Genomic DNA, 14,572 nt, shown 5'->3' on the forward strand with positions numbered 1-14,572 from the left:
GATCAGGCGATCTCGTCCTCCTCGTAGACGCCCGCGAGCACCCACGTGGCAAGCGTGCGACCAAGGCGGACCGGGGCGGCGTCGACCTTGAGCCGCACCTGACCGTTGTCGGCCGTCAGACGCATGGCGAACGCGGCCCGCTGGGCGTCGAGTCGGAGGATCGGCTCGTGCGAGGCGACGCCGCCGCTCCAGCCGTGCTTGGTGAGACGTCGGACGATGAGGGCAATGACCTCCTCGGTCGGGACGCCCCCCTGGACGACGACGCGGAACGTGGGCACGAGGACGTCGGGCGTGGGCCCGGCCTCCCAGCGGGCGTTGCCCCACGTGCTGGTCATGCCCATGAGGTGGCAGAGGTCCTTGCCGGTGGAGTCGACGCGGTCCAGCTCGCCCTGGAGCTCCTCGCGGACCTCCTCCGACGACGGCGGGGGAGGGGTCTCGAGGACGTGGGCGCGGAGCTGGCGAGCAGTGAGGTGGGGGAGCTCGGAGAGATAGGACAGGGGCATCGTGTGCACCCTTCTTGGGCGGAAGGCCCGGAGAAGCGGCCGCGCCACGGTTCTCGAGCGCAGGACTTGACGCCATTGTGCCCCGCTTTTGACCAGGCGTCGAACACCGATGCCGAGATCACACCTCTCGCGGTTGAGCGGGGCCACATGAGGTGCCACTCTTGGCCCACCACACCCGGTGCACCTGTTCGGAGGTCCCATGCCCGAGGAACGGATCTCGCTCGAGATGCGCATGGCGGCGCTCGCCGCCACCCTGGACGAACTCGGCACGTTGGAGGAGACCCTCACGGCCGTCACCCACGCCGCGCTCGAGCTGATCCCGGCTGCCACGGCGGTCAGCATCACGCTGCGGCGCGGCAGCGGCAGGGTCGAGTCGATCGGGATGGCCTCGGAGATCGCCCGCAACGTCGTCGCCCTCCAGTACTCCCTCAACGAGGGGCCGTGCCTCGACGCGGCGCGCGAGGTGCCGCTGTGCCAGTCCCCGGACATCCGTGTCGACACCCGGTGGCCGGTCTGGGGCCCGGCCGCCCACGCCGCCGAGGGGATCGTCTCGATCCTCAGCATCCAGCTCCTCAGCGCCCGCGGGGTTCACGGCGCCCTGAACATCTTCGGCCGTCGCCCGAACGGCTTCGACAGCGACGACGTCGCGCAGGCGTCGGTCCTCACGGTGCACGCCGGCATCGCCCTGCGGACGACCCTGCTCGAGGAGGACCTCAGGGCGGCGATCACCAGTCGTCACCTCATCGGTCAGGCCCAGGGCCTGCTGATGGAGCGCTACCAGCTGGACGCCGAGTCCGCGTTCGCCCTGCTCAAGCGGCTCTCGTCGACGAGCAACACCAAGGTCGTGGAGATCGCGCGTCGACTGGTCGAGGAGCGAGGGGCGGTCGTCCCGACGGCCTGAGGCGGGGCCTCGCCGTCGGGGATCAAGCGCCGAGAGGGTGGCTGGTCGAACGGCTCACCCGCACAAGGTGTCCCGTCCGTTTCCGTGGTGCCGGCTCTCGCACGGCACCGCCAGCCACCTCTCGGCCTTTCCTCCGGTCCTGGCGGCCTCGCCCGGTCCGGGAGCTCTGTCTCAGCGTGGCGTCGAGGGGGTCGGGGGCTCCCGATCCTCCTCGCGCGTGGTGTCCGTGCCCGGTGCCTGCTCCACGGGCGCACCCTCGATCCGCACCGTGGGCTCCTCGGCCGCGACGGCCGGCAGGGGCAGGGTGTCCTCGAGGTCGTCCGCGGGTCCGGTCACGTCGTCGTGCATCGTCAACTTCCGCTGGATACCGAACCCGGCCACGCTTCTCGAGCCGGGTGGTCCTCCCAGTGTGACCCGCGCGGGCCGAGAAGTCACGATCCGGTCTCGGCGATCAGCCGGCGACGAGGTCCTCGCGCAGGTAGCCGGCGTAGCCGCCGTCCGTCCGCCCGACCAGCCGGCCCGAGGTCAGCACGTCGCACCGCTGGGTCGCGACGATCCGCGCCCCCGCCCCCCGCGCCCGCTCGACCACGTCGACGTCCTCGTGCAGCCCGAGCGGTGCGATCCCCCCGACGAGCGCGTCGGTGCTCGCCCGCATCCCGAGGTTGGCACCGTGCACGTGGCCGTTGGCGACCGCCGTCCGGGTGAGCCGCCACGCGGCCAGCCGGGCGGCGTCGAGGTCGGCGGGATCGGGTCGCACGGTCCCCACCAGCACGTCCGCACCGGCCTCCGCCGTCGCCACGTGCTCGACGAGCCAGTCGGCCGGCACCCGGCTGTCCCCGTCGGTGTGGGCGAGCCACGCCGTCGCGCCCCAGTCCGCACCGGCCAGCCCCGCGGCGTGCGCGACGCCGAGCGCCCGCGCCGCGCCGACGTTCCCGGCATCGGTGAGCAGCACGACGTCGGCCCGGCCGGCCGCCACGGCGGCGGAGCCGTCGTGGCAGTCGTCGAGCACGACGACGACGGCGGTGCGCACGTCGGGGCGGTCGGCCGCGAGTCGTGCCCGGGCCGCCTCGAGAGCGTCCAGGCACGCCGGGAGCAGCAGCTCCTCGTCTCGCGCCGGGACGACCACGGCGACGAACGTGATCCGGTCGCTCGCAGCAGCCCTCTCGCTCACAGCAGCCCGTCCCTGTCCGCGACCGACCGGCCGTCCAGCGACAGCACCTCGAGCACGACGTCCTCGTCCTCGTACCGCCCGGTGACCACCGCACCGCGCGAGGCGGCCAGCGCCGTCCGCAGCTCGCGCTGCGCCTCGTCGCCGCCGAGCGCGTAGCCCGTCACGGGGTGGCGCCAGTGGCAGCCGACGACGACCGCCCGGTCCGCCAGCGCGGGCGCGAGCCGCTCGAGGAAGCGTCGCAGCGTGGGCAGCGAGAAGTAGTACAGGACCTCCGACAGCACGACGAGGTCGAACGGCCCGGCGGGCACGTCCGCGGTGACGTCGGCGACCTCGACGCTCAGCCCGTCCCGCTCGCCCAGCCGCTCGCGGGCGCTGGTGACGGCGGCCGGGGCGACATCGACGGCGAGCAGGTTCTCGCAGCGCTCCGCCAGCTCGGCCGTCAGCACGCCGATCGAGCAGCCGACCTCCCAGGCGCGGGCGAACCGGCGCCGGGGCAGCGCCGCGAGCGTGAGGGCGCGCTTGCGCTCCTCGTACCAGCGGCTGGTGAAGCCCCACGGGTCGTCGCGGCGCTCGTAGGTGGCGTCGAAGAACGCGGCGGTGACGTCGGCGCCGTCGCGCGCGTCGTCGCGGTCACGGGCGCCGTCCTCGTCGCGGACCTCGACGGGCGGCTCCGTCACCACGAAGGTGTCGACGCCGCGGCCGGTGATGCGCCGCAGGTCGTGCGGTACGAGCGCGTCCGGGCCGGCCACCTGCGACGCGTGCGCGTCCAGGGCCCGCGACCGTCGCGCGGCCGCCTCCGGTCCGCCCGCGAAGGTCCGCAGCGTCTCCCAGGGCACCTCCGCCGTCGTCGGGTCGGCCCAGTGCCACATCCAGATCGGGTACTCCCACAGGGTCAGCCCGTGCCGGCGCGCGACCTCGCCCGCGATCTCGCCGAGCACGCGGTGGTCGCGGTGCCCGTCGCCGGACCACGGCGCCACGAGCGTGGTGACGGGCGTCCCCGCGACGTCGCGGTCGCGGACCAGCCGCTCCAGCCAGGTCCGGACGGCGTCGCGGTCCTCGCGCAGGCCGCCGTCGGGGAAGCGCAGGGTCACCAGGTCGGCACCGGGGGCGAGCTCCGCCACCGCCTCCCGCAGCTCGGCGGCCCGCCGCGAGGCGAGGCCGGGGTCGCGGGTGCCGTCCGCGCCGGGGGCGGCCGCACCGTCGGTGACGACGACGACCGTCGGGGCCCGCCCGCGCAGCGCGAGCTCGGCGACGAGGTTGCCGGCGCCGAGGGTCTCGTCGTCGGGATGGGCCGCGAGCACGACGACGCCACGGCCGGGCAGACCGAGCTCGGGCAGCGCGGCGAGCCGGGGGTCGCGGAGCCAGGTGCGCGCGGGGGTGCCCGGCTCCCGGGCGTCGAACGTCACCACGCCGACCCCTCCTGCCCGACGACGGCGGTGCCGAGCGAGACGGCCTCACGCCACGGGTGGTGCTGGCGCACGTAGATCGCGAGATCGGCGACGCGCTTGGCGTGCGCCTCCTCCTGGGTCAACGGCGCGGGGCCGAGCGCGTCGGCCGCCTCGCGCAGCACGACGTCGCAGGCGCGCGCCACGGTGGCGCGCACGCGCTTGGCCAGCACCCGGCCCTCGCCGGGCTCCGGCGGGGCGTCATCGCCGTCCACGTCGACGCCGTCCACGGCCGCGGCCCCCGCGGCGAGGGCGCGGCGGGCGTCGGCGAGCTGCTCGTCCAGGAGCCCGACGACGCCGATCAGTCGCTCGGCCCGCGCCTCAGGGGCCTGCCGCGCAGCCTCGAGCACGCGCCGGGCGACACCGACGGCCCCGCCGTACCAGCACGCGGCGACGCCGATCCCGCCCCACCAGAAGCCCGGACGACCGAGGTACCAGCCGGGGGCGCCGACCGCGGCGGCCGGCGCGTCGTCGAACGCCACGGGCGTCGAGGGGATCTCGGCGAGCCCGCGGGAGACCCAGCCCTCACCCGCCACCGCGACCCCCGTCCCGCGCAGGTCGACGGCGAACAGGCCCCGCTCGCCGTCGGGCAGGTGGGCGGTCACGAGGCCGCCCTCGAGGCTGCCGGCGAGCGAGCACCACGGCTTCACCCCCGTGAGGCGCCAGCCGCCGTCGCGCGGTGAGGCGGCCAGCCGCGTGCCGGGGGCCTCCGCGGCGTACACGCCCCACGTGCTCGCGGCGTCGAGGCCGGCGGGCAGGTCGACGGCGGGCCCCGGGGCGCCGTCTGCCGTCGGCGTGCGGGCCTGGTCGAGGATCGAGCGCGCGTCCAGCGTCGGCTCGAGGGCGCGGGCGACGGCGACGTCGCCGGCCGCGGTCGTGGCCAGCAGCTCCCACAGGGCGAGCGTCGAGCCGCCCCCGGTGAGGAAGCGGGGGCCGGTCCAGGTGCGGGCGACCTCGAGGGCGGCGGCCACGTCGAGCGGCGGCAGGTCGGAGGAGCCGAAGGGCGCGGGGGCGCCGAGGTGGACCCAGGCGGGGTCGGCGGGCGGGACGGGGGGATCGGGGTGCTGCACGGTCGGGCTCCTTCTGACGAGGACCGGGCGCGGTCCCGTCCGGCCCGCCCTGCCGTGGGACCGACGCGGAGGTGCTCCGGTCGTCCTTCGATCTTGCGGGACGACCCGCCGCAGGGGAAGGACGGCGTCCCGGTGGGCCGATCTGGCCGACGGGGCCGCGACGTGCGACCGTGGTCGGATGACCGCCACTCCCGCCGTCCTCGGTCCGATCGACACCGCCCGCGCGCTGTCGGTCCTCGCCCCGCTCGTCGCGCAGGGCGCGATCGTGCGTCGCCCCGCCGTCACGGCCTGGGCCGAACGCCACCAGGTGGACCGCAGGGGCGCGGCCACGCTGGCGGGGCTGCGCCGTCGGACCGGCGGTGGCCCCGCCGTCGTGCGGCTGCCCGGCCTGAGCCTCGCCGTCCTGCTCGACCCCGAGCACGTGGTGCGGGTCCTGGACGAGACGCCCTCGCCGTTCCGCGCCGACTCCCGCGAGAAGCGGGCGGCGCTGCACAAGTTCCAGCCCGAGGCGGTGCTGGTGACCGAGCCCGCCGGGCGGGCCCCGAAGCGGGCCGCGAACGTCACGGCCCTCCAGCCGGGTCGCCCCCAGCACGAGCTGGGGGCGGTGTTCGACGCGGCCGTGGACCGGGCGGTGGATCGGATGGCCACCCGGGCGCTCGCCGTCGGGCGCCTGGAGTGGGAGCCCTTCACGCAGGCGTTCGACAGCGCGGTGCGCGAGGTGGTGCTCGGTCCGGGCGCGGTCGACGACGTCGACCTCACCACCCGGTTGACCGACCTGCGCGCGGCCGCCAACTGGGCCTTCCTCCTCCCCGATCGGCCCGTCGAGCGCGAGGAGTTCACCGCGCACCTGCGCTCCCGGGTCGAGGCGGCGCCGGCGGACGCCAGCCTCGCGGGGTTCTTCGGCGCGCGGACCGACGGTGATGCCACCGGCCAGGTGCCGCACTGGCTGTTCGCGTTCGACGCCGCCGGGGCCGCGGTCTTCCGCGCCCTCGCCGTCGCCGCGGCCCGTCCCGACCTGACGGCGGAGCTCGCCGCCGAGGCGCACCTGCCCGCCCCCGAGCGGCTCGTGGCGCGCGGGAGCGTGCTCGAGTCGGTGCGGCTCTGGCCGACGACGCTGGTCGTGCTGCGCGAGTCCGACTCGGCCACGACCTGGGGTGACGGCGAGCTGCCCGCCGGGACCGCCGTCGTCATCGTGTCCTCGTTCTTCCACCGGGACTCGGGCCGGGTGCCGTTCGCGCACTCCTTCTCACCCCAGGTGTGGAACGACGGCCGGGCCGAGGCCGACCGGGCGCTCATCCCGTTCAGCACCGGGCCGGCGGGGTGCCCGGGTCGCGACGTCGTGGCCGCCGTCGCCGGGCGGTTCCTCGCCCGCAGCGTCGCCGAGCTGCGGCTCTCCTCGCCGCGATCGGTGCACCTGGCGCAGGACCCGTTGCCGTGGACGGTCGACCACTCCGGGCTGACGTTCGCCGCCGAGCGACGGAACGCCGCGTGAGCGCCGCCGGACGCCGGACCGTCGTCATCACCGGCGCCTCCGACGGGATCGGGGCCGCCGCCGCGCGGACCCGGGTCGCCGCGGGCGACCGCGTGCTGATCGTGGGTCGCTCGCCCGGGAAGACGGCCGCCGTCGCCGCCGAGACGGGCGCCGAGGCGTTCGTCGCCGACTTCGCCCGCTTCGAGGACGTCCGACGGGTGGCGAGCGAGATCGCCGCCCGGGTCGAGTCGATCGACGTGCTCGCCAACAACGCCGGGGGAGTGTTCGGCGACCGCGAACCCACGGTGGACGGTCACGAGCGCACCTTCCAGGTGAACCACCTCTCCCCGTTCCTCCTGACGGAGCTGCTGCACGAGCAGCTCGTCGCGGGCGGCGCGAGCGTCGTGAACACCTCGAGCGTGGCGGCCGTGCGTTTCGGGGCCATCGACACGACCGACCTCGAGAACTCCCGCGGCTTCACCGCGACCCGGGCCTACGGCGACTCCAAGCTCGCCAACATCCTCCACGTGCGCGGGTTGCACCACCGCTACGGCGGGAGGGGGATCTCCGCCGTCGCGTTCCATCCCGGGATGGTCGGCACGAGCTTCGCCGCGGGGTCGAAGAGCTGGTTCCGGCTGGTCTACCGGACGCCGCTGCGGCGGCTGTTCCTGATCAGCGCCGCCCAGGGCGGGACGACGCTGGACCACTTCATCGCCGGACGGCCCGGCGTCGACTGGCAGTCCGGGGCCTACTACGACGAGCGGACGCTGGTGGCCCAGCCGCACCCGCAGGTGCGCGACGACGAGCTGGTCGAGGAGCTGTGGCGTCGCAGCGCGGCGATGGTGGGGCTGCCGGGCTGAGGCCCGGAACCGACGGGCCTTGACTTCCCCGTCGGGGGCGGGGAGTCATCTGGGAACTGCTCGATCACGGAGTGCGCGGTCGTCGTCGGGCGCGCGCACACTGGGGCCAACGGTCGGCTCGAGAAACGTGGTCGACCGCGCGGGACCGCGGCAGCAGCAGCAGCCGCGTTCACCGGTCGACGGGTGCGGTGCGCGCGCCGTCTCCGTTCGACAGGGTCCGGACGTCCCCGACGAGGTCGCCTCCCGCGACGTCACCATCCGTGACGACGACGCCTCGACGACGACCTCAGGGTCGATCTCGGCGTGCTCGGCGTACCGAGCAAGGAGAAACCCATGAGCGATCCGTCCATCACACCTCCGCCCACCTACGGCAGCGTCCCGACGCCCGTGACCGGCCACGAGCCGGTCGCCCCCGGCGCCGTGCCGAGCACCACACCCATCCCCGTCGCCCCGTCGACGGGTCACCCCGGGTCGTCCGACTCCGGCGCCGGCGCAGCGGCCTCGGCCGCGAAGCAGGCCGCCTCCACGGTCAAGGACGAGGTCACCTCCGTGGCCTCCGACGCCGCCGCGTCGGCCGGTGACGTCCTCGGCACCGCCAGGGACGAGGCCGCAAAGGTCGCCTCCGAGGCCAAGGACCAGGTCTCGACCCTGCTGCACGAGGCCACGGGCCAGCTCCGCTCGCAGAGCACCGCCGGCAAGGAGCGCGCGACGGTCGGTCTGCGCGGTGTCTCGGGCGAGCTCGCCTCGCTCGCCGACGCCAGCGAGGACCAGGGCATGGTCTCCGACCTCGCCCGCCAGGCGTCGCAGCGCCTCGACGGCGCTGCCGGGTGGCTCGAGGACCGCGACCTCGACGGCGTTCTCACGGACGTGCAGCGCTTCGCGCGTCGTCGCCCGTTCGCGTTCCTCGCGATCGCCGTCGGCGCCGGCGTCGTCGTGGGTCGCCTCACCCGCGCCCTCAAGGACGCACCGTCCGGTACGACGTCGGCGCACCGCACCCACGACGACGACGGCGCGAGCCTCGACGAGGCGTCCGTCACCCGCCTCGATCACGGGCGGCCGCCACACCGCTGACGAGGCGTTCGCGTCCCCGGCGTTCGAGCCCGGCGCCCCGGCCGTCCCCGTGACCGACGGCGGCGAGCACGCCTGGGGCACGCCGGACGCCGGCACCGCGCCGGTGCGTTCCTGATGACCGGGACCCCCGGCGCCCCTGGGGCACCCGGCCCGCTGCGGTCGCGATCGACGGCACCCGGGACCCCGGTGACCCCCGTGTCGCCGGAGGACTCGCTCGGCACGATCGTCGGTCGTCTCACCGGTGACCTCTCGCAGCTCGTGCGCCAGGAGATCGCCCTGGCCAAGGCCGAGGTCACGCAGGACGTCACGCAGGCGGGGAAGGGTGCCGGCCTGCTCGCCGGTGCCGGCGTCGCCGGCCACTTCGTCCTGCTGTTCGTCTCGATCGCCGCCTGGTGGGGGCTGGGGTACGTCCTCGGCCACGCCTGGTCGGCCCTCGTCGTCGCGCTCGTCTGGGCGATCATCGCCGCCGTCCTGTACCAGCGCGGCCGCAAGGAGCTCGCCCGGACCCCGGGCCTGCCCCGCACCACGGAGACGGTGGCGAAGATCCCCGCCGCCCTCAAGGGACACCAGGAGACCTCATGACCACGAACGACCCCGACCAGATCCGCGCCGACATCGACCGCACGCGCGAGCGGGTGGCCGCCGACGTCGACGTGCTCGGCGAGAAGGTCAGCCCGAGCGCGATCGCCTCGCGCCAGGGCGACAAGCTCCGCGGCCTCGCCTCCGGGGCGAAGGACGCCGTCTTCGGCACCGCGTCGGACGCCGGTGACGCGGTCGGCTCGGCCGCCTCGTCGGCGAAGCAGTCGCTGGGGGACACCCCCGGTGCCGTGAGGTCGACGGTCCAGGGCAACGCCCTCGCCGTCGGCGTCGTCGGGTTCGGTGTCGGGCTGCTGCTCGCGGCACTCGTCCCGGCCAGCCGCAAGGAGCAGGAGCTCGCCACCCGCCTCAAGGACAGCGATCAGCTGGACGAGGTCAAGGAGGGCGCCACGTCGGCGGCCCACGAGCTGCTCGACGTCGCGAAGACGTCGGCCCAGCACGTCGCCGAGAAGGCGAAGGAGGGTGCCGCCGTCGTCAAGGACGAGGGCGCGGGTGCCGCCGAGGACGTCGCCGCCAGCGCGCACGACTCGGCCGACGCCACACGGAGCTCGCTCTCCTAGAGCTTCCGGACGCGGCCCGCGTCGATCAGGACGCGGGCCGCAGCGCGGGGGCGATCAGCGGGGGGGCATCCGCCACGGACGAGAGGCCCGACATGTACCTGCACGTGCAACGACTCATCCACGACATCGTCTCCGACGAGCCCGATCCCGCAGCGGCCAACGCCCTCCAGGAGGGACTCGGCGGCCAGTTCGGCGAGATGCGGACGATGATGCAGTACCTGTTCCAGAGCATGAACTTCCGCGGTGCCGCGGCCAAGCCGTACCGCGACCTGCTGCAGGGCATCGGCACCGAGGAGATCAGCCACGTCGAGCTCATCGGGACGACCATCTCGCGGCTGCTCGACGGCTCGCCGCGCTACAACGGCAAGAAGACCGATCCGCTGGACACCCCGGGTGCCGGTGGCGACGTCCCGCTCGCCCTGGCGCTCGACCAGGGCAACATCCACCACTACCTGGTGGCGGCCCAGGGCGCGCTGCCCGTCGACTCGGCGGGCAACCCGTGGAGCGGCAGCTACGTCTACAACTCGGGCAACCTCGTGCTCGACCTGCTCTACAACCTCATGCTGGAGTCGACAGGTCGCCTGCAGAAGTGCCGGATCTACGAGATGACCGACAACAAGACGGCGCGCTCGACGCTGGCCTACCTGATCGTCCGCGACCAGGCGCACGAGAACGCCTACGCCAAGGCGCTGGAGTCGCTCGGGGTCGACTGGGGCACGCTGCTGCCGATCCCGAAGACCAACGCGGAGAAGTTTCCCGAGGTGAAGAAGCTCGTCGACCTCGGGCTGCAGAGCAAGCAGTACACGTTCGACCTCACCGGGGCGTCCGAGGCCGGGAAGATCTTCCGCGGCATGTCGCCCTCCAACGACGGCACCGAGCTCGACGCCTCCGAGCAGGTGCCGGCCGGGGTGCCCATGACGATCGCCGACGAGCGCTACGAGGAGTTCGCCCCGGGTCTCGACCCGGAGCTGCTCGCGCTGATCCAGGCGACGGCGGACATCGAGCTCGCCGAGGCCGAGATGGTCTACGCACCGGTGGCTCCGGCGTCGAAGAAGTAGCGGTCGAGGAGGGCCCGGGCCATCAGGTCCGGGCCCTCCTCCACGCCACCCTGGTCAGTCGCGCTCCGATCTTGCAGAGTGGAGGGACCGACCCGAGGAGAATCGTGACCACGCCCGTAGTGACCACCGAGCCCACCGAGCCCGACCCGATCGTCCCGATCACAGCGACGACGGCCGATCCGCACCACCCCACGGTCCTGTTCGTCTGCGTGCGCAACGGCGGGAAGTCGCAGATGGCTGCCGCCCTGACGCGGCTGCACGCGGGGGAGAGCCTCACCGTCCGCTCGGCGGGTACGGACCCGGGCGAGCGGCTGAGCGCCGAGGCCGCCGCGAGCGTCGAGCAGGTCGGCGCCACGTTCCGGGGCGAGTACCCGAAGGCCATCACCGAGGGGCTGCTCGACGGCGTCGACCGCATCGTCGTCATCGGCGAGGCCGAGATCGACCCGGCGCTGCTGGACGGCGACGACGCTCCCACCGTCGAGCGCTGGCAGACGGACGAGCCGTCGGAGCGCGGCATCGAGGGCCAGGAGCGCCTCGCGATCATCCGCGACGATCTCGACACCCGCGTCCGGGCGCTGGTGCAGGAACTGCTGGTCTGACGCACACCGTGGCGTGCGCGGGCCGGCGTCAGGAGCGGGTCTGGTCCGACTCCGCGAGCTCGGCCGGCGTCACCCCACCGGGGAACGCCCCGAGCGGGGGCTCGTCGGGCAGGGGGGTGAGCGCCCGCCGTCGCGCCTCCCACGAGATCCACAGAGGCACGAGCGCGCCGACCCACGCCAGCGGCGCGGCCAGCACCGCCCCGAGGAAGCCCAGCGGCGTGACGAGCACGAGCGCAGCGGCGGACCGCAGCACGAGCTCGACGACGCCCGAGAACGTCGGGATGCCCGCGTGCCCCAGGCCCTGGAGCGCGCTGCGGAAGACGAACAGCAGGCCGAGCGTGAAGTAGAGCAGGCCGTTGACGAGCAGCAGGGTGTGGGCGTCGGCGAGGATCGCCTCGGCGTGGGCGTCGTGCCCCGCGAAGACCCGCACCATCGAGGTGCCCCACAGGATGCACGCGAGCCCGACGGCGAGGGCGACCCCGACCGACAGCCACGCCGTCTGTGTCACCCCCTGACGGATGCGCGACCACTGACCGGCACCGCGGTTCTGGGCGACGTAGGTCGCGATCGCCATGCCGAAGGCCTGGTACGGCGTCATCGCGAGCGCGTCGACGCGTGACGCGGCCGCGAAGGCGGCGACGGCGTCGGGCCCGAGCCGGTTGATCGCGTACTGCAGCACCAGGGTGCCGATCGCGATGATCGACATCTGGAAGCCCATCGGCAGCCCGAGGCGCAGCGACTCGACGACGTCGGCCCGGCGCAGCCGCCAGTCAGCGCGGCGGGGCCGCAGCAGCGGCATGCGACGCGCGATGAGCGCCAGGCAGGCGACGACGGTCGCGAGCTGGGCCAGGACGGTCGCGAGCGCGGCGCCCGCGATCCCCATCGACGTGCCGCCGACGAGCAGGAGCACGAGGCCGACGTTCAGCACGCTCGAGACGGCGAGGAACATCAGCGGCGTTCGGCTGTCTCCCAGCGCGCGGATGATCCCGGAGAGGTAGTTGAACGCGATGCCGGCCGAGCAGCCGGCGAAGGTGACGGCCATGAAGATCGTCGCGCCGTCGAGCAGCTCCGCCGGGGTGGCCATCCAGATCAGGAGCTGACGCGAGAGCGGGATGCCGACCAGGGTCAGCCCCGCGGCGACGATCGCCGACAGCACGGCGCCGACGGCGACGGAGCGGCGGACGGCGTCGGCGTCGCCCGCCCCGAACGCGCGGGCGACGGGGATGGCGAAGCCGTTCGTCATGCCCATGGTGAAGCCGAGCAGCAGGAACGCGATGGACCCCGTCGCCCCGACCGCGGCGAGCGCCTGGATGCCGAGGGTGCGACCCACGACGACGGCGTCGGCCAGGTGGTACAGCTGCTGCAGCACGAGGCCCGCCAGCAGCGGGAGGGTGAAGGTGAGGATGAGCCGGAGCGGCTTGCCGGTGGTCAGGTCAGTGGTCACGTGGAGTCCGAAGGTGGTGCGTGGGCGGGCGCGGCACACCCTCGCGGTGAGCGCGAAAGGTGGGGGAGGGGTGGTGCGGTGGACGCTGCGGCGTCGAGGTCGAATCGATTCTATGACCGTTCCGGGCGGGCGCGCGAGGGGTGGGCCGTGATCTGGGCAACGCGCCTGTTTACATCGAATCGATGTATAGCAGTGCTACGGTGCGGTGGTGATCGAGCTGATGATCCTGGGATTTCTCGTCGACGGACCGGTGCACGGCTACGACCTCCGTCGGCGCATGGAGCAGCTCCACGGCTACGCCCGCCCGCTCAGCGACGGAACGATCTACCCCGCGATCGCGCGTCTGGCGGCTGCCGGCCTGGTCACCCGGTCCGAGGAGCCGGGGAGCCGTGCCGCCGTCCGCCGGACGCTGCAGCTCACCGAGGCGGGCCGGGCCGAGCTGGTCCGTCGGCTGCGGGACGCCGACGGTCACGCGATCACCGATCACGCGCGATTCGCCGTCATCCTCGCGTTCCTCTCGCTCGTCCCGGAGCGGGCGGCGCGCGACGCCGTCCTCCGTCGACGTCTCGACTTCCTCGACCAGCCAGCCAGCTTCTTCTACGACGGTGAGCGGGGGGACCGTCCCGTCCGCGCCGAGGAGGTCGAGGATCCCTACCGTCGCGGTCTCCTCCTGTCCGCGAGATCGCTCAGCAGGGCGGAACGCGCCTGGATCCGCGACGTGCTCGCCGACGACCCCGACTCCCTGCCCCCCGACCTGGAGACCTCATGACCGAGACCATGCGCGCCGTCGTGCTCGACGAGCCCGGCCCCGCCACGAACCTGCACGTGCGAAGGGTTCCTCTCCCACGTCCCGCCCCCGGCTGGGTACGGATCCGGGTGAAGGCCTTCGGGCTCAACCGCTCCGAGGTCATGACGCGGGTCGGCCACTCGGGTGCCGCCGTCATCTATCCCCGCATCCTGGGGATCGAGGCGGTCGGCGTCGTCGACCTCGACCTCACCGGGACGTTCCGGGAGGGGCAGCAGGTCGCCACCCTGATGGGCGACATGGGTCGCGCGTTCGACGGCGGCTACGCAGAGTTCACCTGCGTGCCGGTCGCCCAGGTGATCCCGTTCTCCTCCGATCTCGACTGGTCGCTGATCGGCGCGGTGCCCGAGATGCTGCAGACGGCGCACGGCTCCCTGACCGTGGGACTGGACGCACGACCCGGGCAGACGCTGCTCGTGCGCGGCGGAACCTCGTCGGTCGGGATGGCGACGGCGGTGCTCGCCAAGCGCCTCGGCCTCACCGTCCTGTCGACCACGCGTTCCCCGGCGAAGGCTGAGGCGCTGACGGCGATCGGCGTCGACCACGTGATCGTGGACGACGGTGACATCGCCGCCCGTGTGCGGGCGATCGTTCCCGGAGGGGTCGACGCAGCACTCGAGCTGGTCGGGACTCCGACGCTCCACGACACGCTGCGGGCCACCCGGGTGCACGGCACGGTCTGCTTCACGGGGATGCTGTCGGAGCAGTGGACCGTGACGGACTTCTACCCGATCGACTACCTGCCCGCGGGGGTGCGTCTGACGGCCTACACGGGCGGCGCGGCCGATCTCCTGCCGGAGGTGCTGCAGACCTTCCTCGACGAGGCGGCCGCGGGCCACGTCACCATCCCCTTGGACCGGACGTTCCCGCTCGCACGCACCCCGGAGGCGCACCTGTACCTGGAGTCGGGGCAGACGCGGGGGAAGGTGGTCGTGCTGCCGTAGGCGACCACGGCTCGTCCGTCCGGACGACCGAGGTCTGGACCCCGGTCGGTGGTGGCGGCGGGGTGGTGACGGG

General features: G+C 74.1%; 16 protein-coding genes. 10 read left to right on the top strand and 6 right to left on the bottom strand.

Annotated features, from left to right (window positions below):
• Positions 1-2: 2 nt before the first annotated feature.
• On the bottom strand, positions 3-503 hold the full coding sequence (locus C8046_RS13770) for a hypothetical protein (RefSeq protein WP_109229928.1): 501 nt from the start codon (positions 501-503) through the stop codon (positions 3-5).
• A 199-nt stretch (positions 504-702) separates the two neighbouring features.
• Here C8046_RS13770 and C8046_RS13775 point away from each other — a divergent pair, with 199 nt between their 5' ends.
• Positions 703-1,404, top strand: coding sequence for a GAF and ANTAR domain-containing protein (locus C8046_RS13775; protein WP_109229929.1), 702 nt, complete (start codon positions 703-705; stop codon positions 1,402-1,404).
• Positions 1,405-1,575: 171 nt separating this feature from the next.
• On the opposite strand, the gene C8046_RS18505 is transcribed toward C8046_RS13775, so the two are convergent.
• From C8046_RS18505 to C8046_RS18510, 4 genes are all read right to left on the bottom strand, one after another.
• Complete coding sequence (locus C8046_RS18505) at positions 1,576-1,752, bottom strand: hypothetical protein (protein ID WP_216628977.1); 177 nt, start codon at positions 1,750-1,752, stop codon at positions 1,576-1,578.
• Positions 1,753-1,855: 103 nt separating this feature from the next.
• A complete protein-coding gene (locus tag C8046_RS13785; protein ID WP_109229931.1) occupies positions 1,856-2,575 on the bottom strand; it encodes a glycosyltransferase in 720 nt (239 codons plus the stop codon).
• Positions 2,572-3,984 (bottom strand): bifunctional PIG-L family deacetylase/class I SAM-dependent methyltransferase, encoded by a 1,413-nt coding sequence (locus tag C8046_RS13790; RefSeq protein WP_109229932.1) that lies wholly within the window; start codon positions 3,982-3,984, stop codon positions 2,572-2,574. The genes C8046_RS13785 and C8046_RS13790 overlap by 4 nt, the downstream gene beginning before the upstream one ends.
• Positions 3,978-5,090 carry an acyl-CoA dehydrogenase gene (locus C8046_RS18510; RefSeq protein WP_158277227.1) on the bottom strand — a complete coding sequence of 371 codons (1,113 nt, stop codon included), beginning with the start codon at positions 5,088-5,090 and terminating at the stop codon, positions 3,978-3,980. The genes C8046_RS13790 and C8046_RS18510 overlap by 7 nt, the downstream gene beginning before the upstream one ends.
• A 178-nt stretch (positions 5,091-5,268) precedes the next feature.
• Between C8046_RS18510 and C8046_RS13800 the strand changes: the two genes are divergently transcribed.
• The 7 genes from C8046_RS13800 (at position 5,269) to C8046_RS13830 (ending at position 11,306) form a co-directional block, all read left to right on the top strand.
• A complete protein-coding gene (locus C8046_RS13800; RefSeq protein ID WP_109229933.1) occupies positions 5,269-6,582 on the top strand; it encodes a cytochrome P450 in 1,314 nt (437 codons plus the stop codon).
• Positions 6,579-7,421, top strand: a complete 843-nt coding sequence (locus C8046_RS13805) for an SDR family NAD(P)-dependent oxidoreductase (protein WP_109229934.1) — start codon at positions 6,579-6,581, stop codon at positions 7,419-7,421. The genes C8046_RS13800 and C8046_RS13805 overlap by 4 nt, the downstream gene beginning before the upstream one ends.
• 333 nt (positions 7,422-7,754) lie before the next feature.
• Positions 7,755-8,492, top strand: coding sequence for a hypothetical protein (locus C8046_RS13810; RefSeq protein WP_109229935.1), 738 nt, complete (start codon positions 7,755-7,757; stop codon positions 8,490-8,492).
• Positions 8,493-8,678: 186 nt separating this feature from the next.
• Positions 8,679-9,074 (top strand): phage holin family protein, encoded by a 396-nt coding sequence (locus C8046_RS13815; protein ID WP_235866335.1) that lies wholly within the window; start codon positions 8,679-8,681, stop codon positions 9,072-9,074.
• Positions 9,071-9,649 (top strand): DUF3618 domain-containing protein, encoded by a 579-nt coding sequence (locus C8046_RS13820; RefSeq protein WP_109229937.1) that lies wholly within the window; start codon positions 9,071-9,073, stop codon positions 9,647-9,649. The genes C8046_RS13815 and C8046_RS13820 overlap by 4 nt, the downstream gene beginning before the upstream one ends.
• Before the next feature lie 92 nt (positions 9,650-9,741).
• Positions 9,742-10,707 (top strand): manganese catalase family protein, encoded by a 966-nt coding sequence (locus C8046_RS13825; RefSeq protein WP_109229938.1) that lies wholly within the window; start codon positions 9,742-9,744, stop codon positions 10,705-10,707.
• Positions 10,708-10,811: 104 nt separating this feature from the next.
• Positions 10,812-11,306, top strand: coding sequence for a low molecular weight phosphatase family protein (locus C8046_RS13830; protein WP_328587602.1), 495 nt, complete (start codon positions 10,812-10,814; stop codon positions 11,304-11,306).
• A 28-nt stretch (positions 11,307-11,334) separates the two neighbouring features.
• Here C8046_RS13830 and C8046_RS13835 read toward each other — a convergent pair whose 3' ends face one another.
• The gene (locus C8046_RS13835; RefSeq protein ID WP_158277228.1) at positions 11,335-12,750 is read right to left on the bottom strand and encodes an MATE family efflux transporter; all 1,416 of its coding nucleotides are present in this window, start codon (positions 12,748-12,750) and stop codon (positions 11,335-11,337) included.
• A gap of 208 nt (positions 12,751-12,958) precedes the next feature.
• Here C8046_RS13835 and C8046_RS13840 point away from each other — a divergent pair, with 208 nt between their 5' ends.
• Positions 12,959-13,519: a PadR family transcriptional regulator gene (locus C8046_RS13840; RefSeq protein ID WP_109230947.1), complete on the top strand. Its 561-nt coding sequence runs from the start codon at positions 12,959-12,961 to the stop codon at positions 13,517-13,519.
• Positions 13,516-14,499 (top strand): zinc-binding alcohol dehydrogenase family protein, encoded by a 984-nt coding sequence (locus C8046_RS13845; protein ID WP_109229940.1) that lies wholly within the window; start codon positions 13,516-13,518, stop codon positions 14,497-14,499. Before C8046_RS13840 ends, C8046_RS13845 begins: the two co-directional genes overlap by 4 nt.
• Positions 14,500-14,572: the final 73 nt, after the last annotated feature.

The organism is Serinibacter arcticus (assembly GCF_003121705.1).
Taxonomy (GTDB): Bacteria; Actinomycetota; Actinomycetes; order Actinomycetales; family Beutenbergiaceae; genus Litorihabitans.